The 22,150-nt window shown below is 71.7% G+C and carries 20 protein-coding genes; 13 read left to right on the forward strand and 7 right to left on the reverse strand.

The features are described 5' to 3' along the window. The first annotated feature begins 182 nt into the window (after nt 1-182). The 5 genes from ACIHAA_RS27110 (at nt 183) to ACIHAA_RS27130 (ending at nt 5,118) form a co-directional block, all read left to right on the forward strand. Nucleotides 183-1,070, forward strand: a complete 888-nt coding sequence (locus ACIHAA_RS27110) for a DUF3558 domain-containing protein (RefSeq protein ID WP_399821570.1) — start codon at nt 183-185, stop codon at nt 1,068-1,070. Nucleotides 1,071-1,195: 125 nt separating this feature from the next. Beyond that, the gene (locus ACIHAA_RS27115) at nt 1,196-2,143 is read left to right on the forward strand and encodes a DUF3558 domain-containing protein (protein ID WP_399821572.1); all 948 of its coding nucleotides are present in this window, start codon (nt 1,196-1,198) and stop codon (nt 2,141-2,143) included. A gap of 181 nt (nt 2,144-2,324) precedes the next feature. Further along, nucleotides 2,325-3,632, forward strand: a complete 1,308-nt coding sequence (locus ACIHAA_RS27120) for a DUF2637 domain-containing protein (RefSeq protein WP_399821574.1) — start codon at nt 2,325-2,327, stop codon at nt 3,630-3,632. Nucleotides 3,633-3,763: 131 nt separating this feature from the next. Next, nucleotides 3,764-4,936 carry a hypothetical protein gene (locus tag ACIHAA_RS27125; protein ID WP_399821576.1) on the forward strand — a complete coding sequence of 391 codons (1,173 nt, stop codon included), beginning with the start codon at nt 3,764-3,766 and terminating at the stop codon, nt 4,934-4,936. Next, nucleotides 4,933-5,118 (forward strand): hypothetical protein, encoded by a 186-nt coding sequence (locus ACIHAA_RS27130; RefSeq protein WP_399821578.1) that lies wholly within the window; start codon nt 4,933-4,935, stop codon nt 5,116-5,118. The genes ACIHAA_RS27125 and ACIHAA_RS27130 overlap by 4 nt, the downstream gene beginning before the upstream one ends. Before the next feature lie 54 nt (nt 5,119-5,172). Here the strand turns inward: ACIHAA_RS27130 and ACIHAA_RS27135 are convergent, their stop codons facing one another. The 5 genes from ACIHAA_RS27135 to lysS form a co-directional block, all read right to left on the reverse strand. Then, entirely contained in the window at nt 5,173-6,204 is a 1,032-nt protein-coding gene (locus ACIHAA_RS27135; RefSeq protein WP_399821580.1) for a serine hydrolase domain-containing protein, read from the reverse strand. Next, nucleotides 6,201-7,514, reverse strand: coding sequence for a UDP-N-acetylglucosamine 1-carboxyvinyltransferase (locus tag ACIHAA_RS27140; RefSeq protein WP_399821582.1), 1,314 nt, complete (start codon nt 7,512-7,514; stop codon nt 6,201-6,203). Before ACIHAA_RS27140 ends, ACIHAA_RS27135 begins: the two co-directional genes overlap by 4 nt. 2 nt (nt 7,515-7,516) lie before the next feature. Next, nucleotides 7,517-8,257, reverse strand: coding sequence for a hypothetical protein (locus ACIHAA_RS27145; RefSeq protein ID WP_399821584.1), 741 nt, complete (start codon nt 8,255-8,257; stop codon nt 7,517-7,519). 222 nt (nt 8,258-8,479) lie between these two features. Beyond that, nucleotides 8,480-9,787 (reverse strand): helix-turn-helix domain-containing protein, encoded by a 1,308-nt coding sequence (locus ACIHAA_RS27150; protein ID WP_399821586.1) that lies wholly within the window; start codon nt 9,785-9,787, stop codon nt 8,480-8,482. Nucleotides 9,788-9,961: 174 nt separating this feature from the next. Continuing rightward, nucleotides 9,962-11,707: a lysine--tRNA ligase gene (gene lysS / locus ACIHAA_RS27155; protein WP_399821588.1), complete on the reverse strand. Its 1,746-nt coding sequence runs from the start codon at nt 11,705-11,707 to the stop codon at nt 9,962-9,964. Nucleotides 11,708-11,939: 232 nt separating this feature from the next. Here lysS and argS point away from each other — a divergent pair, with 232 nt between their 5' ends. Next, a complete protein-coding gene (gene argS, locus ACIHAA_RS27160) occupies nt 11,940-13,703 on the forward strand; it encodes an arginine--tRNA ligase (protein ID WP_399821590.1) in 1,764 nt (587 codons plus the stop codon). Nucleotides 13,704-13,804: 101 nt separating this feature from the next. Here the strand turns inward: argS and ACIHAA_RS27165 are convergent, their stop codons facing one another. Further along, nucleotides 13,805-15,388 (reverse strand): helix-turn-helix domain-containing protein, encoded by a 1,584-nt coding sequence (locus tag ACIHAA_RS27165; protein ID WP_399821592.1) that lies wholly within the window; start codon nt 15,386-15,388, stop codon nt 13,805-13,807. A 210-nt stretch (nt 15,389-15,598) separates the two neighbouring features. Here ACIHAA_RS27165 and ACIHAA_RS27170 point away from each other — a divergent pair, with 210 nt between their 5' ends. Then, a complete protein-coding gene (locus ACIHAA_RS27170; RefSeq protein ID WP_399821594.1) occupies nt 15,599-16,324 on the forward strand; it encodes a DUF4232 domain-containing protein in 726 nt (241 codons plus the stop codon). Here ACIHAA_RS27170 and ACIHAA_RS27175 read toward each other — a convergent pair. Beyond that, the gene (locus ACIHAA_RS27175; RefSeq protein ID WP_399821596.1) at nt 16,314-16,745 is read right to left on the reverse strand and encodes an ATP-binding protein; all 432 of its coding nucleotides are present in this window, start codon (nt 16,743-16,745) and stop codon (nt 16,314-16,316) included. The genes ACIHAA_RS27170 and ACIHAA_RS27175 overlap by 11 nt on opposite strands. A 113-nt stretch (nt 16,746-16,858) precedes the next feature. Between ACIHAA_RS27175 and ACIHAA_RS27180 the strand changes: the two genes are divergently transcribed. The 6 genes from ACIHAA_RS27180 to ACIHAA_RS27205 all read left to right on the forward strand — a co-directional run bounded on the left by ACIHAA_RS27180 (nt 16,859) and on the right by ACIHAA_RS27205 (nt 22,143). Beyond that, nucleotides 16,859-17,686: a Scr1 family TA system antitoxin-like transcriptional regulator gene (locus tag ACIHAA_RS27180; RefSeq protein WP_399821598.1), complete on the forward strand. Its 828-nt coding sequence runs from the start codon at nt 16,859-16,861 to the stop codon at nt 17,684-17,686. Continuing rightward, complete coding sequence (locus ACIHAA_RS27185) at nt 17,683-17,922, forward strand: DUF397 domain-containing protein (protein ID WP_399821600.1); 240 nt, start codon at nt 17,683-17,685, stop codon at nt 17,920-17,922. The genes ACIHAA_RS27180 and ACIHAA_RS27185 overlap by 4 nt, the downstream gene beginning before the upstream one ends. A 35-nt stretch (nt 17,923-17,957) precedes the next feature. Continuing rightward, nucleotides 17,958-18,800, forward strand: a complete 843-nt coding sequence (locus tag ACIHAA_RS27190) for a DUF4253 domain-containing protein (RefSeq protein WP_399821602.1) — start codon at nt 17,958-17,960, stop codon at nt 18,798-18,800. A 196-nt stretch (nt 18,801-18,996) separates the two neighbouring features. Continuing rightward, complete coding sequence (locus tag ACIHAA_RS27195; protein ID WP_399821604.1) at nt 18,997-19,929, forward strand: phosphotransferase family protein; 933 nt, start codon at nt 18,997-18,999, stop codon at nt 19,927-19,929. A gap of 236 nt (nt 19,930-20,165) precedes the next feature. Further along, the gene (locus ACIHAA_RS27200) at nt 20,166-20,375 is read left to right on the forward strand and encodes a hypothetical protein (protein WP_399821606.1); all 210 of its coding nucleotides are present in this window, start codon (nt 20,166-20,168) and stop codon (nt 20,373-20,375) included. A 76-nt stretch (nt 20,376-20,451) separates the two neighbouring features. Beyond that, nucleotides 20,452-22,143: an Ig-like domain repeat protein gene (locus ACIHAA_RS27205; RefSeq protein WP_399821608.1), complete on the forward strand. Its 1,692-nt coding sequence runs from the start codon at nt 20,452-20,454 to the stop codon at nt 22,141-22,143. Nucleotides 22,144-22,150: the final 7 nt, after the last annotated feature.

Consider the following 22,150-nt stretch of genomic DNA (forward strand, 5'->3'; position numbering starts at 1 on the left):
TTCCCCCGGAAAAGTACATAAGTCACTCATCGCAAAACCGGCGCCAAGGTCGACGTAACGGACAACGGACCGGCGTCCACGGCAGTGCGTGCGATAGACATTGTCTCCAGGGAGCCGCCCCGCGCGGCAAACGATTAAGCAGCGGACCCCGCGTCCGCAGAACCGTCGAGAGGAGCCTCACCGTGCTGCGGAAGGCGTATGTACCGGGCGCCGCGGTGCTCCTCGCAGCTCTGCTGGCCGCCTGCTCCTCGGGCTCCGGGGGCGGTGGCGCGGCCGAGGACTCCAAGGCGGGTGACTCCACCGCGAGCGCCGCGGCCGAGCCCGGCAAGTACCGCACCCTCGCCGACGCCTGCGGCGCGGTGAGCCGCGCCTCCCTCGACTCGCTGCTGCCGGGCATCCGGCAGATAGCGGACCAGGAGCAGCGCGACAACGCCTACCAGGGCGACGCCGCGCTGACGTACAACAACGACCGGCGTTCCGGCTGCCGCTGGAAGGCCGAGTCGACGACGGCGACGGACCATCTGTTCGTCGACTTCGAGCGGGTGGTGTCGTACGACGGCTCGGTCAGCGACGACGACCGCGCCCATGAGGTGTACGACACCAAGCAGCAGGCCGCGAACCTGCCCGCGAGCCCCTCCGCCCCGGCCTCCGGTTCCGCTTCCGGTTCGGGCTCGCCCTCCGCGACCCCGAGCGGCGGCGCCTCCCCGCACGCGGGCGGCCCCCCGTCCGCCTCCACCTCCCCGTCCTCGTCCGCCTCGGGAAGCCCTTCCGGCTCAGGAAGCCCCTCCGGTTCGGGAAGCCCCTCCGGTTCTGGGAGCCCGTCCTCCGACGCGAGCGACGCCGATCTCCAGCCCCGTACCCTCGACGGCCTCGGTGACGAGGCGTTCCTCGACGACCAGCTGAGCACCTCCCAGCAGCGCACGGTGACTGTGGTGTTCCGCACGTCCAATGTGATCGTGACCATCGAGTACGACGAGCAGCCGGCCGCCGCCGGAACGGCCCCGAGCAGCGAGGACATGCAGGACAAGGCCCAGAAACTGGCCCACCGGCTGGCCGGTTCCCTCGGCTGAGCGACCCCCCTCGTCCGCCCCGGGAGGGGAACCGGACCCCGCACCGCATGCGTCCCCACCGCGTACCGTGGCCCCTCGGACCCGATCCGACCGCACGATCCACGAGCGTCATGAGTGAAGGAACCATGCACCGACCTGCACAGCGAGACCAGCACGAACAGGCCGATCAGGGCGTCCAGCACGTTCGGGACGCCCGCGACGGCCTCCTGACCGGTACGCGGCTGCGCCGCCTCCTCGTCTGCGCGGCGGCCGTCCCCGCGGTACTCGTCGCCGCGGGCTGCTCCTCGGACTCCGGTTCGGGCTCGGACAGTGCCACCAAGCCGGGGACGCAGCAGCAGAGCACCGCAGGCGCCACGCCCTCGGGCAGCGCCTCGGCCGACGCGGTGCAGCCGGCCGCGTACGGGACGCTGCCGAAGGCATGCGACGCCCTGTCCGCCAAGACCCTGGGCGATCTCGTGCCGAAGGGGGCCAAGTCCGGCAAGCAGGGCAGCTCGGACAGCACCGGGTCCCGGGCGAGCTGCTCGTGGAGCAGCCTGGAGAACAACGGCGTCAAGGGCTCCCAGTTCCGCTGGCTGAACGTCTCCCTGCTGCGCTTCGCGTCGGACGCCGCGCGCGGTTCCGGTGACAAGCTCGCCCAGGAGTACTACGGCAAGCAGGTACAGGACGCGCAGTCCGTGCAGGGCGCGAAGAACATCAAGTCGGCGCCGCTGGCCGGGGCGGGCGACCAGGCGACGGCAGTGCGCTACGACCTGAAGAAGAAGGAAGGTTCCTTCCGCCAGGAGACGGTCGTGGCGCGGGTGGAGAACGTCGTCGTCACCCTCGACTACAACGGCGCCGGTCTGGCCGGTGACAAGACGCCGGACGCCGACGATCTGGCGAAGGCCGCGGAGAAGGCCGTCAAGGAGACGGTGACCTCGGTGGCCGCGGCCAACCACGACAGCGCCCGGGCGGGCTCGTCCCCGTCGCAGAGCGCGTCGAAGGGTGCCTCGCCGTCGGCGTCCCCGTCGAAGGGCGCGTCCGCGGGCCCCTCGAAGAGCGCGTCCCCGTCGGCCTCCTCCTCGAAGAAGAGCTGATCCGGGCCGTACGCCTGAACTGCGCCCCTATAAAGGGACATGGAGGGAGCCCGGTCCGCCCGCGGACCGGGCTCCGCCCACACCGGCCACGCGTTCGGCGCACGTATGTGCCACCCTGTTGCGCGCAACAACACGCAAGGGGAGGGGAGTACAGGTGACCGGGCCACTCCAGTTGACACGTATGCACCGGATTCTGATCGGTGTGGTCGTCACCGGGGCCGTCATCATCGCCGGGATCGGCTTCGCGGGCTCGTACGCGGCCGTCCGCGCCCTGGCCATCAAGAAGGGCTTCGGGAACTTCAGTTATGTGTTCCCGGTCGGCATCGACGCGGGCATCTGTGTGCTGCTCGCCATGGATCTGCTGCTGACCTGGATCCGTATCCCCTTCCCGCTGCTGCGCCAGACGGCGTGGCTGCTGACGGCGGCGACCATCGCCTTCAACGGCGCGGCGGCCTGGCCGGACCCGCTGGGTGTGGGCATGCACGCGGTGATCCCCGTGCTGTTCGTGGTCGCGGTGGAGGCGGCGCGGCATGCGATCGGCCGGATCGCGGACATCACGGCGGACAAGCACATGGAGGGCGTCCGGCTGACCCGCTGGATGCTCTCCCCGGTGCCCACGTTCCTGCTGTGGCGCCGGATGAAGCTGTGGGAACTGCGCTCCTACGACCAGGTCATCAAGCTGGAGCAGGAACGTCTTGTCTACCAGGCCCGGCTGCGGTCCCGCTTCGGCCGCGCCTGGCGCCGCAAGGCTCCGGTGGAGTCGCTGATGCCGCTGCGGCTCGCCCGCTACGGCGTGCCGCTGGCGCAGACGGCCCCGGCGGGGCTCGCGGCGGCCGGGGTAGAACCGGCGCTGCTGCCCCCGGCGCCCCAGCTCCCGGCGGCCGCCGCACAGCCGGACCCGCGTGCCGCCGTGGAGTCCCGGACCCCGGCCCAGGCCCCACCCGGCGAGCAGCGCCCCCAGCCGACGGCCGACCGGGGTCCCGCGCCCCAGCAGGCCTACGCCCCGGACCCCGAGGAGAGCCCCTGGTTCACCTCCCCCGCGCAGGGGGAGTACCACGGCGGCTACGACCCCTCGTTCGAACCGGAGCCTTCCTACGAGCCCGAGGAAGAGCACTGGCAGTGGTACGAGGAGCAGCAGCCCCAGCAGTACCAGCACCCGTCCCCGGACCAGCCGCAGCAGCACCAGGGCCCGGCCCCGCAGCAGCCGCAGGGCCCCTCGCCGGAGGACACCGGCAGCTTCCCGATCCCCGTCACCGCCCGCCGCACCCGCGAGCTGGGCGAGGGCGGCGGCTCCCCGGAGCCGGACGAGGAGGCGTACTACCAGGTCTTCAAGCAGTCGATCAACGGCAGCTACCCGACCCCGCGCGAGTTCAGCGACAACGTCGACGCCGAGTTCCGCATCACCCTCCCCCCGGAGGAGGCCAAGCGCATGGTGCACCGCTTCACCAACCGCCACACGGCCCAGCTGGAGGAGGACCACATCGCGTAGGCGGCGACTGACGCCCGCTGCGCGCATGTGACGCACATCACCCCGGACCGGCCGAAGTTCTTTGCCGGTCCGGGCTCCTGTCGCGACTGAGAAGAGAAAGCCTTCTTCGACAGTCACCGAGGAGCCTGTCCGTGCCCAGCAAGTGTGCGAGCAAGAAGTACCTGTCCGCGTCCCTGGCGCTGACGATCAACGCTTTGGCCGGACTGCTCGCGGCCCTGTGGTCATCGTCCCGGCCCGGGATCGATTCCAGGGACGGCGGAAGGCTGGACGACTGGCCGACGCTGTGTCCGCGCCTCCCGTCGTTGAGGAGGAAGCGGAAGCCGACGCACAGGGAACAACTGCTGCCGGGCGGTGGCCTCTTCCTGTGCGCCATGCCCCCAGCCGTCGAACCTCTGCCGCGACCTGCGTCGCACGGTGTGCCCCAGCCCCGGGAGAAGCAGCCCCTGCCTGTCCGCCGGCCCGGCCTCACCGTGCGGCGCTCCGCCCGGACGACACAACTGGTCACCGTTCGAGTGCTGAATCCCAGCCAGGGCGACGAACTGGCCACCCTCTTCATCGGCGGACCCGACACCTCGACCCCGCCAGCCGTGACGGTGTACCGCGACGGCACCGTCGATACCCACCGGCCCACCCTGTACCCGCCATGTGCCACACCGGAGCAGCGTTCGGAGTTGAACCTGCACTTCGACAGGGTGGTCGAGCAGTCCCGGGCTGTGCGGGCGCTGGAGGCACGGCAGGCGGCGCTGGCCGGTCACGGCGACCTGGTGAAAGCCTTTGCGACAGATGTGCTGGGACTGTCGCGCCACGCCCGCTGGCAGGAAGCGGTCTCCACCGCCCTGCTCGGTGACTGGATCCAGCCGCTCTTCGCGGGACAGCGTCTCGATGACATCGCCGTGGCACGACTGCGCACGGATGCCCACACCACACACCGGCACCTGCTGCCCGTGTGGCGTCGCCGGACCCGGCACGGCCGGGTCCTCCTGCTGGAGACTCCCCTCGGCGACGGCCTCACCCTGCACGATCTCGCATGCGGAATCATGAACGCGGAGGACGCTCCTTTCGCCTACGAGCCGGATGACGCGCGGCTCGCCGCTCTCATCAGAGCTCTGCGGCCCGCGGAGCGGGTTGCCGCCCTGGCCTGGGCAGATCCCGATGTGCGCAACTGGACCGAGGCTGCCCGGCTGGCGGGCGCCGACGACCCCGCCGTCTTCGGCGAACGGGTCCGGCGCAAGTGCCGCCGTCTGGCAGCGGAACTCGATCGCCGCCGTGCCCTGACCATGGGCGCCGAAAGCAGGCGGGCATGACCCTCCTGCGCTCCGCGCTCCCCGAGTTCCTCGGCAGCCTCGCCGCGTCCCTGGTCCTGGCGGCAGCTTCCAGAGCGCTTCACGGTCTCCGCAAGCGACGCCGCCGCACAGCCGACGACGAGAGCGCACCGGACCAGCCAAGCGCCACGCCCACCACCGGGCAGCCGTCGGGCAGCCGATGAACCGACCCCGTTGCCGGATGCCTCACGAGGCCGGGGACCACGACTGGTTCCTTCCTACGGCTCGGCGGTGACCGCCTTGAGCGCGAGGGTGCGCAGGGGGGCGAGGCGGATGCGGTTGTCCTGGTGGTGGTAGACGGCATTGGTGCAGATGGCCAGGTAGCGGCCGGTGTGCGGGGCGAGGTAGAGGCTGGTTCCGGTGAAGCCGTGGTGGTAGGCGATCCGTCCCTTGTCGGCGAGGATCCAGGCCAGGCCACGGTCCAGGCCGGGTTCGATCGCTGCCTGCGGGGCCATGCTCTGGGTCAGCCAGCGGCCCAGAGGCGTGCCCTCGCGATACCCGCTCAGCAGGGCCTGCGCGTAGGTGGCCAGGTCGGCGGCGGTGGTGAAGACACCGGCGTGCCCGGCAACGCCACCGAGCAGGGCGGCGTTGTCGTCGTGCGGCAGGCCCCACAGGTGCGGGACTCCGGCCAGGCGCTGCTCGGTCGGGGCCACCCGGTTCGAGCGGCCGACGGGTCCGTAGACGGTGCTGGCCATTCCGAGCGAGCACCACAGCTCGGCGGCCAAGTCGTCCAGTCGGCGGCCGGTGACCCGGGCGAGGAGGAGCCCGGCGAGGATGAAGCCCCGGTTGATGTAGCGGTGGCTGGTGCCGGGCTCGGCGATCAGCGGTTCGCCGCAGAGGAGACGCGCCAGATCCTCGGTGCGGCCGCGGTACTGGTCGAGCCGGGTCTCGGCGCCCAGGCCGGTGGTGTGGGCGAGGACCTGCCGCATTGTCACCCGCCCGCCGGGGGCCTCGGCGGGGACCGTGGGCAGGAAGGTACGGACGGGGGTGTCCAGATCGATCCCGGTGGTACCGATCAGCGGCCAGGTGGCCAGCACCTTGGTCAGCGAGGCCACGTCGTAGAGCGTCTGCGGCCCTGGGCGGCCGTCGCCGCACTCGGGGGCGACAACGCCGGAGGCCGTGAAGCCGGGCTCGCCGTCCATGGTGCCGTAGGCGATGACACCGCCGGGGACCGTGCCGTCGGCTGTCATCAGGTCCAGGCAGTCGCACAGTTCGGTGAGCACGGCGGGCTTCCAGGGAGGGACGGTCACAGCATCTCCTGATCGAGTGTCAGCCTGGCACCCAGCGCGGCCAGTTTGGGCAGGAGACCGCCGTAGCCGCGGCGCAGGTGGTACATGCCTCGGATCGTAGAGGTGCCCTCGGCCGCCAGAGCGGCGATCAGTAGCGCGGTGGCAGCCCGGATGTCCTCACCGACCACGTCGGCGGCACGGAGCGGAGAGGGGCCGTGGACGGTGATCGTGGTGCGGTCGGGATGGACCACAGCTCCGAAGGCCCGCAGCGGGCCGGTATGAGTATGCCGCTCGGGGTAGATCCTCTCCTCGATCCGCGAGGTGCCCGGGGCCTGGGTGAGGAAGGCGGTCAGCTGCGGCTGCATGTCCGTCGGGAAGCCGGGGTGAGGGCCGGTGGCCATCTGCACCGCACGTGGTCCGGCCGGGCAGCGGACGAGCGTGCCCCCGTTCACCGGGGTGAGTTCGATCCCGGCGTCGGCGAAGACGGCCAGCAGTCCGGCGGGGAACCCGCTGGTCGGGAAGTTGTCCAGCCGGACGGCGCCGCGGGTGATCGCCGCGGCGAGGGCGAGGGCGGCGGCCTCCAGCCGGTCGGGCGGTACCTGGAAGGCGCCGCCCGTGATGCGATCGGTGCCGGTGACGTGAAGTGCGGTCGTGCCTTCCCAGGCGGTGCCGACCCCGCCGGCCGCCAGCAGGCCCGCGGTGACCAGGACCTCGGGCTCGATGCTCGGGTTGACGATGGTGGAGGTCCCACGAACGCGTGCAGCCAGCAGCATCCCGGTGACGGTGGCGCCCAGGCTCGGACCCCGTAAGGGGGTGGCGGCATCGCTGGTGAACGGCGCCCGGTCCCGGTCGGCGATGCGGGCCTCCACCTGGGTCCCGGTGACGGCGACGGTGGCACCGGCGGCCTCCATCGCCGCCAGATGGCGGTCGATGGGGCGGCGGCAGAAGGCGTCTCCGCCGGGGATGGGGAAACTGACCCGCCCTGCCCGGGCCAGCAGAGCGGCAGCCAGCACGGCGGTGGTGCGGATGCGGCGGCCGAGCTGCTCGGGGATGACGGGGTGCGGGACAGCGGCCGGGGTGGTCTCGAAGCGGTCGCCGACGCCCTCGGCCGGGGTGCCGGTGCGGTTGAGGATCTCCGCACAGACCACGGTGTCCAGGATCTCCGGCACACCGGTCAGGGTCAGCGGCTCGTCGGCCAGCAGGGCGGCGGCGTACAGGTGCAGAGCGATGTTCTTGCTGCCCTGCACCCGGGCGGTGCCGGTGAGGCGGATACCGCCGGTGACGCGGAGAAGGCGATCGTCGGTGCGGGACAGCAGAGAAAGCTGGTTCATGGTCACCTTCCTTGGCTTCCGGCGGGAAAGAAGCCCCCGACCTGGGTCTTGGGGTACAGCACGGTGTGAGCGCCGATGAGGGTGGCGGGCTGGAGCACGGTGCCGGCCGGGACGACGACGCCGTCGCCGATGACCGCGCCGAACTTGGTCTGGCCGGTGGCAATGCGGTGGCCGTCGAGGTGGGCGTTGATCTCCTCGGTGGCCGGCTCGCGCACTGGGCCACTGGTGACGCGGAGGCTGGTGGTGGAGACGAAGGCGCCGATGTTGACGCCCAGGCCAAGGACGGAGTCGCCGACGAAGCTGGCGTGCTTCATGAAGGCGTCGCCGATCAGCAGGCTGCGGGTGACCTCGGCACCGAAACCGATCCGGCAGCCGGGCCCGATGACGGTGTTGTCCCGTACCCGGGCTCCGGCCTCGATCACTGCGCCCGGGCAGACGAGGACGGGCCCGGTGCCGTACGCGCCGTCGGCGATGACGGCCCCGGCCGCCACGATCACTTCACCGTGTACGGTCGCGCCGGGCTCGATGGTGCCGTCGGAGGGCGGCAGGGCGAAGCCGTCCCGACCGGCGAGGAGGTCGGCCACTGCCTTCTTCAGCCCGAAGACGGTCGGGCAGCGGCCGAGCAGGTGGAGCATGACGGGCTCGGTGACCCGCTGGGTGTCGATGTAGTACTCGGGGGTGGTGCGGTAGTCGGCGTGCGCCGACTCCGCACTCATCGTCAGGGACTCGGGGAGTCGGTCCATGGCTGGTCTCCTCTCGGATGAGCGAGTGAAGAGGTGGCGGCGGGTGCGCGGGCAGGTCCGGGCGGTGGTGGCGGCAGCCGCCTTGAGGTACGCAGCGGCTCAGGGCATGGCGTGACCGGGCCGAAGGGCGTTGGGGTGGGGACGGGGAGGACAGCCCCAGTGAAAGGCCCTGGCGGAGATCGGATCCGTAATCGGACTACGGGCCCGTAAGCCGGTTACGGCTCAGCCGAGTTGGACACCGGCCCGAGCGGCGAAGTCGCGCACGCCCGGCAGGGAACGGTCGTGCCGGAGCAGGCCGGTGGTGATCTCGCGGACCGATCCGCGGCGGATCTCCTGCGGGGCGGCCTGCTCGGCGGCCAGCAGGGCGCGGTACACCTGCCCGGACTTGCCCCACTGGTCGTAGGCGCGTGCCACGTCGATGAAGAACCGGGCCTGCCGCTCGGCCGTCGGCAGCGCGGCCGGGTTGATCGTGCGGGCCAGGTCGATTGCCTGCCCGGCGTCGCCGAGCTCGTAGTGCACCGACAAACGGTGCAGGGCGATGTCCCGCATGCCGTCGGCACGGTCGGCGGCGCGGGCGGTGTCGGCACCCTCGCTGATCAGGGAGTGCGCATAGCCGCGGTCGCCGAGCTTCGCCGCCGTGTACGCGGCGGTGGCGTAGAGGCCGGCCTGCGCAGCGAGGCGGGCTCGCTCCGGGACGCTGCCGTCACGTTGCAGCTCGTGTGCGGCCCGCACGGCGATGTCGGCGGCCCGGCTCAGGTGCCCCTGGCGACGCCAGGCGCTGGAGACCATGCGCTGGGCCTCGGCGATCACCAGGCCGTCGCCACCGGCCCGGGCGGCGGTCAGGGCGCGGTCCGAGGTGATGGCGACGAGCCCGTTGTTTCCGATCTTGATGCACAGCCGGGCCGCGACGCTGTAGAGCGCAGCCAGCGCACGGGCGGACTCCTCCGGTGTGCCGACGCTCTGAGCGGCAGCGATCCACCCCGGCAGCGCCTGGCCGAGGGCGTCGTAGCGGGCGGCCCGGAACTCCTGACGCGCCGTCGCGATCGACGCTCCGACGCTCGCGACGGTGGGCTCACGCTGTCCAGGGACCGCGGCTGCCCCGTTCAGCACCAGGTCCTCCAGCGGAGCCAGGGGTGCCGGGCTCGCGTCGGCGGGCTGACCGCCGATGACCGGGGCGAAGACGGCGGCGGCCGCAGCGGCCAGGAGTTCACGGCGTCGCACCTCGTCGTCAACCTCCTCGGCAGCCCGAATGGCCGTCAGCCTAGCCGAGCTGACCCTGCGTCGAGGCGAGGCGGACGGGGCTGTGGCGGGTTGCGGATGGGCGAGCAGATCGTCCAGCGTCGTGCCGAGCACCCTGGCGAGCAGGGACAGCATCTCGACCTTCCGTACGGGGATGACATCGCGCTCGACCCCGGACACCCAGTCCTCGGTTCGGTCGACCTCGGCGGCGAGGTCACGCTGGTACCAGCCCTTGCGCCCGCGCAGCTTGGCGATGAACTCGCCGAAGGTGGCGCTCTCGCCCCCGCCCACCCCGCACCCCCACTGATCGTATCCGGGCAGACACAACGAGCAACCTTAGCGAGCCGCGAGGACCGGTTGCAGTGACCCGTCGTCAGGAAAGCGGGTGGGTTGGCTCAAGCGCGCAAAAAAGGGGGGGCGCCCGGTGTTCACCGGGCGCCCCCCTTTGCTGCAACTCCTGCGCCGCTACTCGCCCAGCAGCCTGCGGACCCGGTCCTGGCCCACTGCCAGGAGCAGGGTGGGGAGGCGGGGGCCGGTGTCGCGGCCTACCAGCAGGTGGTAGAGGAGCGCGAAGAAGGTCCGCTGGGCGGTCTTGATCTCCGGCGGCAGCTCCTTGGGGGTGGCGTCCGCGGAGAACCCGGCCTGGACCTTGGGCACGCCGTAGACGAGGTGGGTGAGGCCGTCCAGCGACCAGTTCTCCGCCAGGCCGTCGCGCAGCAGCCGCAGCGACTGCTGCCCCTGCTCGTCGAGGGACTTCAGCAGCTCGGCGTCCGGCTCCTCGCGGACGATGGTGCGCTGGTCGGCGGGGACCTGGGTGTTGATCCAGGCCTCGGCCCTGTCGTACCGCGGGCGGGCCTCGTCGAGCGAGGTGAGCGGGTTGGCCGGGTCGAGGTCGGACAGGATGCGCAGCGCCTGGTCCGTGTGGCCCGCGGTGATGTCGGCGACGGAGGCCAGGGTGCGGTAGGGCAGCGGGCGCGGGGTGCGCGGCAGTTCACCGGCGGCGGTGCCCGCGGCCCGGGTGTGCGCGGCCACGTCCGCCGGGAGGGCCGACCCGTCGGCGACCTTGGCCTCCAGCTTGTCCCACTCGTCGTAGAGCCGCTGGATCTCCTGGTCGAAGGCGATCTTGAAGGACTGGTTGGGCCTGCGGCGGGCGTAGAGCCAGCGCAGCAGCTGCGGTTCCATGATCTGGAGCGCGTCGGAGGGGGTCGGGACCCCGCCCTTGCTGCTGGACATCTTGGCCATGCCGCTGATGCCGACGAAGGCGTACATCGGGCCGATGGGCTGCTTGCCGCCGAAGATGCCGACGATCTGGCCGCCGACCTGGAAGCTGGAGCCCGGCGAGGAGTGGTCGACACCGGAGGGCTCGAAGATCACGCCCTCGTGGGCCCAGCGCATCGGCCAGTCGACCTTCCAGACCAGCTTGCCGCGGTTGAACTCGGAGAGCCGGACCGTCTCGGCGAAGCCGCAGTCCGCACAGGTGTACGTCAGCTCGGTGGTGGCGTCGTCGTAGCCGGTGACGGTGGTGAAGTCCTTGCCGCACCCGCCGCAGTACGGCTTGTACGGGAAGTACCCGGCGGAACCGGAGCTGCCGTCGTCCTCGGCGGCGGCGCCGGAGCCCTCCTCGGCCTCCAGCTCGGCCTCGTCGACGGCCTTCTGCTGCGGCTTCTTCCCGGCGGCCTTCGGCTTGGTCCGGTACTGGGCGAGGATCGCGTCGATCTCCCCGCGGTGCTTCATCGCGAACAGGACCTGCTCGCGGTAGGCACCGGAGGTGTACTGCTCCGTCTGGCTGATGCCGTCGTACTCGACGCCCAGCTCCGCCAGCGCCTCGACCATCGCGGCCTTGAAGTGCTCCGCCCAGTTCGCGTGCGCCGAGCCCTTCGGGGCGGGCACGGAGGTCAGCGGCTTGCCGATGTGCTCGGCCCAGGTCTCGTCGACGCCCGGCACACCGAAGGGCACCTTGCGGTAGCGGTCGTAGTCGTCCCAGGACAGCACGTGCCGCACCGTGTGCCCGCGCCGCCGGACCTCGTCGGCGACGAGGTGGGGCGTCATGACCTCACGGAGGTTGCCCAGGTGGATGGGCCCGGAGGGGGAGAGTCCGGATGCGACGACAACCGGTTTGCCCGGGGCCCGGCGCTCCGACTCCTCGATGACCTCATCCGCGAAACGGGAGACCCAGTCGGTGGTCTCGGTGCTCTGAGCCACGATCGGCACGTCCTCTTTCAGTCCGGCGTTTTCCTCGGGACCAGCCGCACGGTCACACGGCTGACCGGACCATTGTCCCTGTCGTACGCGCATCCGTGAAAACGCCTTTTCAACCTCTTACCTGCGTGTCACCCGGAACCCGGCACCGAAGGGCGCCGTCCACACCCGGAAAAACCGCTTTACCCCCCGTGGGATACTGGCCGCATCCATCCGCACGCACGAGGAGAACGGCACCCACCTCATGGCCTCGGTCACGTCCCTCACCGCCTCTGTCCACCAGCATCTCGCGAACGCCCTGACGGCCACCCTGCCGGAGGCCGCCGCCGCGGACCCGCTGCTGCGACGAAGCGACCGGGCGGACTACCAGGCGAACGGGATCCTGGCGCTCGCGAAGAAGGCCAAGGCAAATCCGCGGGAGCTGGCCGCCCAGGTCGTCTCCCAGGTCGTCACCGGTGACCTGATCGAGGACATCGAGGTCTCCGGACCCGGCTTCCTCAACATCACGGTCACCGACCGGGCGATCACCCGGAACCTGGCCGCGCGCGCCGCCGACCCGGAGGGCCGCCTCGGCGTGCCCTGCGCCCAGCAGCCGGGCACCACGGTCATCGACTACGCCCAGCCGAATGTGGCGAAGGAGATGCACGTCGGCCATCTGCGCTCCGCGGTGATCGGCGACTCCGTGGCGAAGCTGCTGGAGTTCACCGGCGAGACGGTGGTCCGGCGCCACCACATCGGCGACTGGGGCACCCAGTTCGGCATGCTCATCCAGTATCTGGACGAGCACCCGCACGAGCTGGACCACAAGGACGCCGAGGTCACCGGCGAGGAGGCGATGTCGAATCTCGACCGCCTCTACAAGGCCGCGCGCAGGCTCTTCGACTCCGACGAGGAGTTCAAGACCCGGGCCCGGCGCCGGGTGGTCGACCTCCAGGCGGGCGACCCGCGCACGCTGGCCATGTGGCAGAAGTTCGTGGACGAGTCGAAGATCTACTTCTTCTCCGTCTTCGAGAAGCTGGACATGGAGATCCAGGACCCCGACATCGTCGGCGAGTCCGGGTACAACGACATGCTCCAGGAGACGTGCCGCCTGCTGGAGGAGTCCGGCGTCGCGGTCCGGTCCGAGGGCGCCCTGTGCGTGTTCTTCGACGACATCAAGGGCCCGGACGGCAATCCGGTCCCGCTGATCGTGCAGAAGTCCGACGGCGGTTTCGGCTACGCGGCGACGGACCTGTCCGCGATCCGGGACCGTGTCTTCAACCTGAAGGCGGACTCGATCATCTACGTCGTGGACGCGCGCCAGTCGCTCCACTTCAAGATGGTCTTCGAGACCGCGCGCCGGGCCGGGTGGCTGAACGACGGCGTCAAGGCGTACCAGCTGGCCTTCGGCACGGTCCTCGGCAAGGACGGCAAGCCCTTCAAGACCCGTGAGGGCGAGACGGTCCGGCTGGTCGACCTCCTCGACGAGGCGGTCGAGCGCGCCTCGGCCGTCGTGCGGGAGAAGGCGCAGGACCTGTCGGAGGCGGAGATCGCCGAGCGGGGTACCCAGGTGGGCATCGGCGCGGTGAAGTACGCGGACCTGTCGACGTCGGCGAACCGGGACTACAAGTTCGACCTGGACCAGATGGTCTCGCTGAACGGCGACACCTCCGTGTACCTCCAGTACGCGTACGCCCGGATCCGGTCGATCCTGCGCAAGGCGGGCGAGGTGCGCCCGGCCGCGCACCCGGAGCTGGCGCTGGCGGACGCCGAGCGGGCCCTCGGCCTGCACGCGGACCAGTTCGCGGAGGCGGTCGCGGAGGCGGCGGCGGAGTACGCCCCGCACAAGCTGGCCGCGTATCTCTACCAGCTGGCCTCGCTCTACACCTCGTTCTACGACAAGTGCCCGGTCCTGAAGGCCGAGACGCCCGAGCAGGTGGAGAACCGCCTCTTCCTGTGCGACGTCACGGCCCGCACCCTCCAGGAGGGCATGGCCCTGCTGGGCATCAGGACGCCCGAGCGGCTCTGACGCCCGCGCGCAGACGGAAGCGGCCCCCGCCGGAGTTGTCCGGCGGGGGCCGCTTCCGTGGTCCGGACGGCTTCGCTCCCGCTGTCCGGGCGGGACCCGGTTCAGCCCGGCTGGTGGGTCTCCCACTGGGTGTTGCCGATCGGGAAGTCATAGCTCGGCCGTCCGGTGCTGCCGCTGGTGCGGAAGGGCTTGCCCTGGTCGTCGAGGCGGATGGTGCCGTGCCGTGCCCCGCTGGACCACTCCAGCTCCAGGTACCAGTGGATGTCGTGCGCGGCGGTCCGAGCCCGGATCTGGAAGACCTCCGGGTCGGACTCGCTCACCTTGAAGGGGAAGCCGTGCTGGGCCCGGGCGGGCGCCAGCGCCGGGCGGCCCGCGTCCAGGTCCAGGTCGAAGCCCTCGGTGTCCACACCGCCGCCGCAGCCCGCCCCCATGCCGTAGTCGTTCCAGGCCAGGGGCGCGTCCGAGGAGACCACCCGGACCTTCAGATCGTTCAGGACCACGGTCGAGGCGCCGGTGCCCTGCACGGTGAGCACCACGTACTGCCCGCCCGAGGAGACCGCGCCGAGCGCCGACACCCAGCCCGGGGCGTCCTGTTCGGTGGGCGGCGGGGGGACCTGCCCCGGCGGACGGTTGATCAGATAGTGCTGGCTGCACGGGTCTTCGAAGGCGTACGGGCGGGTGAGGACCGTCACCGGTACGGCGGTGCCGGTGTCTCCCTGGTCCCCCGTGCCGGATCCGGACCCGGCACCGGCACCGGCGCCCGGAGCCGCGGACCCGTCACCCGGACCGGGGCTCCGGGACGCACCGGTCGCCCGGTCCGCGCCCTTGCCGCTGCCCTTGCCGGACCGGGAGGCCGAGGGCGAGGGCGAGCGGGTGTCCGTCGGGCTCGTACGGAATCCGCGGTCCGCGGGCGACGACACTCCCACCGGGCCCTTGGCCTGGTCCCCGCCGGGGGCGAAGGGCGCCCAGGCGAGCACGGCGGCGCCCAGCAGCACAACGGCACCGACCGGAACGAACACCGCGGGCCGGAGACGGCGCCGCGAGCCCGCCCGCGCGGGAGCGGCGGACTGCGTGGCGGCCGCGTGCGCGCTGGCCGCGTGGGCGGTGGCCGCCTGCGCGCTGGCCGCCGACGGAGCGTCCGCCTGCGGAAGGCCCGTCCGCGGAACGCCCGTCCGCGATGCGGCTACGCCCGGAACGTCCGCCTGCGGAACATCCGCCCCCAAGTCACCCGCCCGCGACGCATCCGCCAGCGATGCATCCGCCCGCGACGCATCCGTAGGCGGAGCAGCCGCCCGCGGAGCAGCCACGGCCGGAACGTCCGCTTCCGGTGGGGCGCCCGCCCCTGCCTCCGGAGCGGCGGCCGGGCGCGCCTCCCCGTCCGCCACGGCGCCCGCCCGGCCCTTCCGCTCCCGCTCCCGTTCGCGCTCCTGCCCCCGCACCGCGTCCGCCAGCACCCAGCGGCGGTGCAGCTCGACCAGTTCCTCCGGTGACGCCTTGCAGAGACGGGCCAGCCGCTCCACGGGCGCGTAATCCGTCGGCACCGCATCCCCGTTGCAGTACCGGTGCAGCGTCGACGTACTCATATGGAGCCGCTTGGCCAGCGTCCCGTAGCTCAGCCCGGACCGGTCCTTCAGCTCCCTCAGCAGCCGCCCGAACGCAGCCGCCGCATCCGCCCCCGACACCATTCCTCCGCTCCCCCGTTCCCGCCCGGCGTTCCAGGGACCCTGTGTTGTCCCAGCTCAGAGCCATTGCGGTCATTCCAGCGTCCCGAACGGCGCGCCGGTCGTGGCGGCTGGGACGGATCACCCCGCAGGCTTCTGCCATCCAAGCACGCCGCCCCCGCCGACCGGCCGGGCGGCCCGCTCCGATCCGATCCGCAAACGGGGTTTCACGCCATGCGCACCTTCCGCACCGCCCACTCCCGCACCGTGCTGCTCGCCGTGACGGCACTCGTCGGCACCCTGGCCCTGACGGCCTGCCAGGACGGCACCGGCACCAAGGACGAGGGCCGGGCCTCCGCACCGGCCGCGACGACCACCACCCAGGCCTCCGACGCCGCCTCCGCCGCCGGGTCCGGGTCCTCGGCCGCGCAGGGCACGGGGACGGCGTCCCACAGCGGCACGACGTCCGGAAAGGGCTCCTCGGGCCACAGCTCCGGTTCCGCTTCCGGTGCGGGCGGCACGACGTCCACCACCCCCGTGCTCTGCAACGGCGCCAACACCAGCATCAAGGCCGAACTGGTGTCCCGCCCCGTCGACCACATGCTGCTCACCGTCACGAACACCGGCTCGCGGACGTGCGACCTGACGTACTACCCGACTCTGCGCTTCGACGAGATGCAGTGGGCGCCCGGCGCGTTCGAGGAGAGCAAGCCGCAGGCCGTGGTCACGCTCGCCCCCGGCCAGTCCGGTTACGCGGGCGTGCGCCTCTCCGCCGCGGACAGCAGCGGAGAGAACGGAACCACGGGCCACCGTCTGAGCGTCCTCTTCCAGGGACGCACCCCGCGCAGCGACGGCGGCCCGACCGCCACCGTGAAGCTGCCGGCCAAGGGCGTGTACTACGACAGCAAGCTGACCGCCACCTACTGGCAGGCCGGCGCGACCGACGCCCTCACCTGGTGACGCTCCTGGGCGGTGTTGTGGCGAACTCGCACCACACCACTTTGCCGGGGTCCCGCTCGTCGACACCCCACTTGTCGGCGAGCGCGGCGACCAGCAGCAGCCCGCGCCCGCCCTCGTCGCCCACGGGAGCCTGGTCGACGAGGCGCGGGACTCCCCCGCCGCTGTCATGCACCTCGACCCGCAGCACGGCGCCGTCGTAGCGCAGGAACAGCCGGAACTGACGGCCCGGCGGCACCCCGTGGACCAGTGCGTTGGTCGTCAGCTCGCTGACGCACAGCAGTACGTCGTCGCCGCGCTCGGCCCCCGCGAAGCCCCAGCCGGTCAGCGTCTCCTGGGTGAACCGCCGGGCGGCGGGGACGGCCCGGCGCTCACGCCGGAAGAACCTCTCGCGCAGGGGCGGGAGTTGAATCGATTCGTTCACGGGACAAGCGTTGCGCAGCGTGACTACCGTAGATCACCGCGTGAGCCCGTACAAATTATTTGTACGGGTTCGTTCGGGGTCGCGTACGGGCACGTCGGGGGAGTTGGTCCAGCATGAACTCCAGGAAGTCTCCACGGAAGAAGAACCTCTCGGCCATGAAGATGCTGGGAGCCCAGCTGGCCGCTGCCCGCCACGCGGCGGGCCTGACCCAGCGGGCCCTCGCCGAGCGCCTGAAGATCGACGAGGAGACCATCGCGTCGATCGAACAGGGAAGGCGTCCGCTGAAGCCGGATCTGGCCGCGTTACTGGACGAAGTCCTGGACACCAAGGGCCTGCTGTCCGCCGGGGTGGCCAACCTGCCGGAGATCGACCAGTTCCCGATGTGGGCCGAGTTGTACGTCCACCACGAGCGCGAGGCCATCGCCCTCTCGTGGTACGACGCACTGGTCGTGCCGGGCCTCCTTCAGACGGAGGCGTACGCGCGTGCGCTGCTGAGCGGGCGCGTCCCGGCCTACGACCCGGACGAACTGGACACGAGGATCGCGGCCCGCGTCGGCCGCCGCGAGATCCTCCACCAGAAGGTTTCGCCGACGCTCAGCTTCGTGGTCTGGGAGCCCGCGCTGCGCATGCCGATCGGAGGACGCGAGACGCATCTCGATCAGCTGCGGTTCCTGCGCGAGCACTCCGAACTCCCGGGTCTGGCCTTGCAGGTCCTGCCCCTGAACCGCCCGGCGCACGCGGGTACGGCTGGACCGTTCACCCTCCTGGAAACACCCGACCACCAGCACCTGGCGTACACCGAATCCCAACGCGGCAGCCAGTGGGTGTCCGACCCCAACGAGGTGTCCATCCTCGCCCGCAAATATGCGATGCTGCGGACGCAGGCTCTCACCACCGAGGACTCCAGAGGCCTGCTCGACCGCCTGCTAGGAGAGCAATGAGCACCGCACTTCAGTGGTTCAAGTCGTCCTACAGCAGCAGCGAAGGCGGCGCGTGCCTCGAAGTCGCCTACACCTGGCGCAAGTCCAGCTACAGCAGCGACGAAGGCGGCCAGTGCGTGGAGGTCGCCACCTGCCCCCACACCATCCACGTCCGGGACTCCAAGAACCCGGCGGGACCGGCCTTCACCGTCTCGCCCGAGGCATGGTCCGCGTTCACCGACTACGCGGCCCGCTAAGGGCGTTGTCAGTGGCTGCGCCTACAGTCACTGGCATGGCGACACTTCCCAATCCGCTGCCCCGGCTGGCGGCCGATCCGAGCGGACGCGCGCTCGGGCTTGAACTCCCTCCGGGGAGCCTGATCGACGCGACGGACGAAGGCCCGGCACAGGAGCCGCTGCTGTGGCACGCCGGGCGCACCGCGTCCTCGGGCAACTGGGCGCGGCTCGGTGTGCCCGCCGCGCGGGTGGGACTCCTTCCGGTGCTCGTCGACATCGGCGGGGAGGAGGGCGGACCCCGGGAGTGGCTGCTGACACCCGGGCGGATGTCGTATCCCGGGGACCACGACGGCGAGGAGGTGCTCGCCGAGCTGTGGGAGGACTGCACGGCCGACGGGCCAGACGAGGACGACGGGGACGACGAGCTGGCGGAGATCCTCGCGCCGCACGGCATCGAGTGGCCCGGGACGGCCGGGGCGCACCGGCTGGAGGCCGACCCCGACAGCCGGGCCGCCGAGATCGCGGACCGGCTGCTGGACGACGGCTCCTGGTTCAAGGAGCCGCGTCTCGCCCTGGTCCCGGCGCGCCGCTCCGCCGACCTGCCCGCGGCCATGGGCTGGACCGGCCCGCTGAGCTACGAGAGCGACACGGGCGTGCTCTGCTCCGTGCTCCGCTCCTGGGAGGACCGCTTCGGCATACGGGTCGTCGCGCTCACCCATGACCTGCTGGTCCTGTCCGTCGCGGCGCCGCCCGCCACTCAGGCGGAGGCGGAGGCGGTGGCCGCCGAGCACTTCGCCTTCTGCCCGGACACGATCATGCAGGGCGACCACGAGACCCTGAGGGCCTACGCCGAGCACGAGGTCCTGGGACAGCGCGTGTGGTCCTTCTGGTGGGACTGACACCGGGCCCGGACCTAGGACTGGGCCCGGGCCGCCCGCCCCGGCGCGGCACGGCGTCCTCTCGCACGCCGTAACCGAACGTGCGGGGCGGGCCGCTCGAAAACGCCGTGTTCGGGCCCGTTGGGGCCCCCGGGGCGCTCCGCGGCAATTCCGGTTAGCCCTGCGGAGCACCCCGGCGGGCCCTAGCATGCGGCGCATGCTGCCCACCGTGGACTCGTACGAGGAGCTGGAGGCCATCGTCTCGGACGAGACGGTGCTGCGTCCGGCGGCTCTGGACCTGTGCAACCAAATGGGCCTCGTGGGGCTCGCGTTGCGGCGCTTCGACGAGGGCACCCTGCCGGTGTACGCGCTCGGCGGCGACCTGGTGCTGAAGCTGTATCCGCGGTATGCGACGGCCGAGGCGATACGCGAGGCCCGGGTGCTGAACCATCTGTGGGGGCAGCTCCCCCTGCCCACGCCCCGGCTGATCGCCACCGACGACTATGTGAACGGCTGGCGGTTCGTGCTGATGTCCCGGCTGCCGGGGCGCAGCGTCGCCGAGGCATGGCCGGGGCTGACGGCGGCGGACCGGGACCGGATCGTGTCGGAGTCGGCCGAGGCGCTGGCCGCGCTGCACGCGATGGCGTGGAATCCGCTGACCGACATCGTGGGGCCCACGGACTGGACCTCGTTCCTGCGCCGCCGCCGCGCGGAGGCGCCCGAGCGGCACCGCGGTACCGGGGTGGCCGAGCCCTGGCTGAGCCGCATCCCCGCCTACCTGGACTCGGTGCCGCTGCCGGTCTCCACGGAACGGTCGCTGCTGCACACCGAGTTCATGCTCGACCATCTGACCATCGACATGCGGGGCGGCCGCAGACTGACCGGCCTGTTCGACTTCGAACCGGCGCTGATCGGCGACCCGGCCTACGACTTCGCGGGCGTCGGCCTGTTCGTCAGCCGGGCCGACCCCCGCCAACTGCGCCGCTTCTACGAGGCCTACGGGCGCGCCCCGCACGACCCGGACCAGCTCCTCGCCTACGCGCTGCTGCACGTCTACAGCGACCTGCCGCTCTCCTTCCAGGAACTCCCGATGCCGATCGAACCCCGGTTCGAGGCGCTCGCCGAGCTGTGGTTCGGCACCAAGGGCTGACGGACTGCGGGGCGGGCGGGCCGTGGGAAGCGGCGTCCGCGTCCCGCGAACACCGCCCAGGGGATGGCGTTTTCGCAGCTCAGGGGCGCTGACGGGATCCCGGCGTCCCAGAAGACGGCACCCGGTGTGGCATCCGGGCTGCCGGTGTGGCCAAGCTGGGGACCAAGGCCCCGCTCCCCTCGACCGGCCGAGCGGCGGCCCCACCCCCCCAGCTCGTCCGTCGAAGGGCCCGCCCCATGTCCGTGCCTCCCGCCGTCCGTACCCGTCTGCTCGCCGCCGCCGCGGTCGCGGTCGCCGCGCTCGCGCTCACCGGCTGCCGGGACGGCCAGGGCGTACGGGACGAGGGCCCCTCCACCTCGGACGCCATGTCCCTGCACCACACCGGAAGCCCCACGGCGGCCCCCCGCCCCGGTTGTCCACAGGGTCAGCGCGTGCAGGGGATGTGACATAGCCTCAGCGATGACCGATCACGGCCCGTGGGGAACGGGCCGGACACAGTGTGAGACCGGGGGGCACACCACCATGCGTGTTCGTCACGCCCATGCTCGAGCCGCCGCCAGAGGAGCGGCCGCGCTCGCCGTCCTGCTCGGTTCCGTCTGCCTCGCCGGGGCGGACGCCGGGACCGCCGCCGCGGACAGCGGAGCGACACTGCCCATCTCGGCGGACTGGCCGCGGGGCGAGATGGTGGTGGACGGCGTCCACCACCACGTCTTCGTCAGCGACCCGAAGAGCAACTCCGTCGTCGTCGCCGACTACACGGGCAGGACCGTCGGACGGATCACCGGCGAGACCAGCGGCACCGGAATGGCGCTGAGCCAGGACTCGTCCACGCTCTATGTCGCCCTGCCCGACGCCGACGCGATCTCCGCCGTCAGCACGGTGACGCTCAAGGAGACCGCCCGCCACTCCACCGGCGCGCACACCGGCCCGCTCGACCTGGCTCTCACCGGCGGGAAGCTCTGGTTCGGCTACGGCCGGTACGCCCAGGGCGGCGGCAACATCGGCTCCCTCGACCTCTCCGGTGCCGAGCCGGTCGTCACCCTGGACCAGTCGGGCGGGGTGCCCTGGGAGTCGGCGCCCCGGCTCACCACCGCCCCCGGCGGTGACCGGGGCGTCCTCGTCGCGGGGAGCAAGGACGCATCCCCGGAGGAACTCGCCGTCTACGACGTCTCCTCCGGCACGGCGCTGAAGCGCGCCTACCGCAAGCAGATCATGCCCGAGAGCCTCGGCGGCCAGGCGGACCTGGCCGTCTCGCCGGACGGACAGGAGATCGTCACCGCGGACGGCGTCGACGACTTCGTGACGACCCTCCGCCCCGACCTCTTCGGCGGCAAGAACACCAGGACCCTCGCTATCCAGGGCAAGACCGACGCCGTCGAGTACGCGCCGAACGGCGCCCTGGCCGTGGGGGTCTGGTCCGGCACGGGCGTGGACACCTATGTCTACCTGCCGGGGGAGAACCTCGCGATCCGGTCCATCAGCACCGGCCTGTACAACTCCGTGGAGCCGCACGGACTGGCCTGGGCCCCCGACGGCAGCAAGCTGTTCCTCCTCACCAGCGACGGCGCGAGCGGGAAGAACCTCGTGCTGCGGTCGTTCGACGACGCCGCCAAAGCGGTGACCAGGCTGAGCGTCAGCGGGCCCGCGAAGGCGCCGCTGGACCGGAAGCTGACCCTGACCGGCACATTCGGTCTCGTCCTGCCCTGGCTCCCCGACTCCCTGCCCATCGAAGTGACACGGACCGACCTCGCCTCCCCCAAGGGCATGTCGCTCGGCACCCGCACGGCGTGGCTGTCGCCCGACCGCGTGTTCACAATGGAGGACACCCCGGGAGCGGGCGGAAAGGTCACCTACACGCTCCGCTACCCCGGCGACGCCACGCACGCCCCCGCGACCGCCACCGCCACGGTCGAGGTCCCGCGGAACAGGACGACCCTGACCCTGGGCGCCGGCAGCGGGACCGTCCCCAAGGGGAAGAACGCCACACTGACCGCCAAGCTCGGCACCACAGGCAAGGAGCGCAAGGTCTCGGTCTACGCGCAACCTGCGGGCGGTGCGAAGAAGCTGATACGGACGGCCACGGTGGACCGCACCGGCAAGCTCGTCGTCACCTTCAAGGTCACCAAGAACACGACCTTCACCGCGGTCTTCGGCGGCGACACACGCACCGAGCCCGCACAGGCCACGTACACCATCAGAGTCCGCACACGCTGAGCCGCAC

The sequence above is a fragment of the Streptomyces sp. NPDC052040 genome, assembly GCF_044548405.1.
Taxonomy (GTDB): Bacteria; Actinomycetota; Actinomycetes; order Streptomycetales; family Streptomycetaceae; genus Streptomyces.

What these genes read in the sequence shown, in the direction of transcription:
- ACIHAA_RS27115 (WP_399821572.1), top strand. Translation starts at nt 1,196, where the DNA reads ATGCACCGACCTGCACAGCGAGACCAGCACGAACAGGCCGATCAGGGC.
- ACIHAA_RS27120 (WP_399821574.1), top strand. Translation starts at nt 2,325, where the DNA reads ATGCACCGGATTCTGATCGGTGTGGTCGTCACCGGGGCCGTCATCATC.
- ACIHAA_RS27130 (WP_399821578.1), top strand. Translation starts at nt 4,933, where the DNA reads ATGACCCTCCTGCGCTCCGCGCTCCCCGAGTTCCTCGGCAGCCTCGCC.
- ACIHAA_RS27140 (WP_399821582.1), bottom strand. Translation starts at nt 7,514, where the DNA reads ATGAACCAGCTTTCTCTGCTGTCCCGCACCGACGATCGCCTTCTCCGC.
- ACIHAA_RS27145 (WP_399821584.1), bottom strand. Translation starts at nt 8,257, where the DNA reads ATGGACCGACTCCCCGAGTCCCTGACGATGAGTGCGGAGTCGGCGCAC.
- argS (WP_399821590.1), top strand. Translation starts at nt 11,940, where the DNA reads ATGGCCTCGGTCACGTCCCTCACCGCCTCTGTCCACCAGCATCTCGCG.
- ACIHAA_RS27165 (WP_399821592.1), bottom strand. Translation starts at nt 15,388, where the DNA reads ATGGTGTCGGGGGCGGATGCGGCGGCTGCGTTCGGGCGGCTGCTGAGG.
- ACIHAA_RS27170 (WP_399821594.1), top strand. Translation starts at nt 15,599, where the DNA reads ATGCGCACCTTCCGCACCGCCCACTCCCGCACCGTGCTGCTCGCCGTG.
- ACIHAA_RS27180 (WP_399821598.1), top strand. Translation starts at nt 16,859, where the DNA reads ATGAACTCCAGGAAGTCTCCACGGAAGAAGAACCTCTCGGCCATGAAG.
- ACIHAA_RS27185 (WP_399821600.1), top strand. Translation starts at nt 17,683, where the DNA reads ATGAGCACCGCACTTCAGTGGTTCAAGTCGTCCTACAGCAGCAGCGAA.
- ACIHAA_RS27190 (WP_399821602.1), top strand. Translation starts at nt 17,958, where the DNA reads ATGGCGACACTTCCCAATCCGCTGCCCCGGCTGGCGGCCGATCCGAGC.
- ACIHAA_RS27195 (WP_399821604.1), top strand. Translation starts at nt 18,997, where the DNA reads ATGCTGCCCACCGTGGACTCGTACGAGGAGCTGGAGGCCATCGTCTCG.
- ACIHAA_RS27200 (WP_399821606.1), top strand. Translation starts at nt 20,166, where the DNA reads ATGTCCGTGCCTCCCGCCGTCCGTACCCGTCTGCTCGCCGCCGCCGCG.
- ACIHAA_RS27205 (WP_399821608.1), top strand. Translation starts at nt 20,452, where the DNA reads ATGCGTGTTCGTCACGCCCATGCTCGAGCCGCCGCCAGAGGAGCGGCC.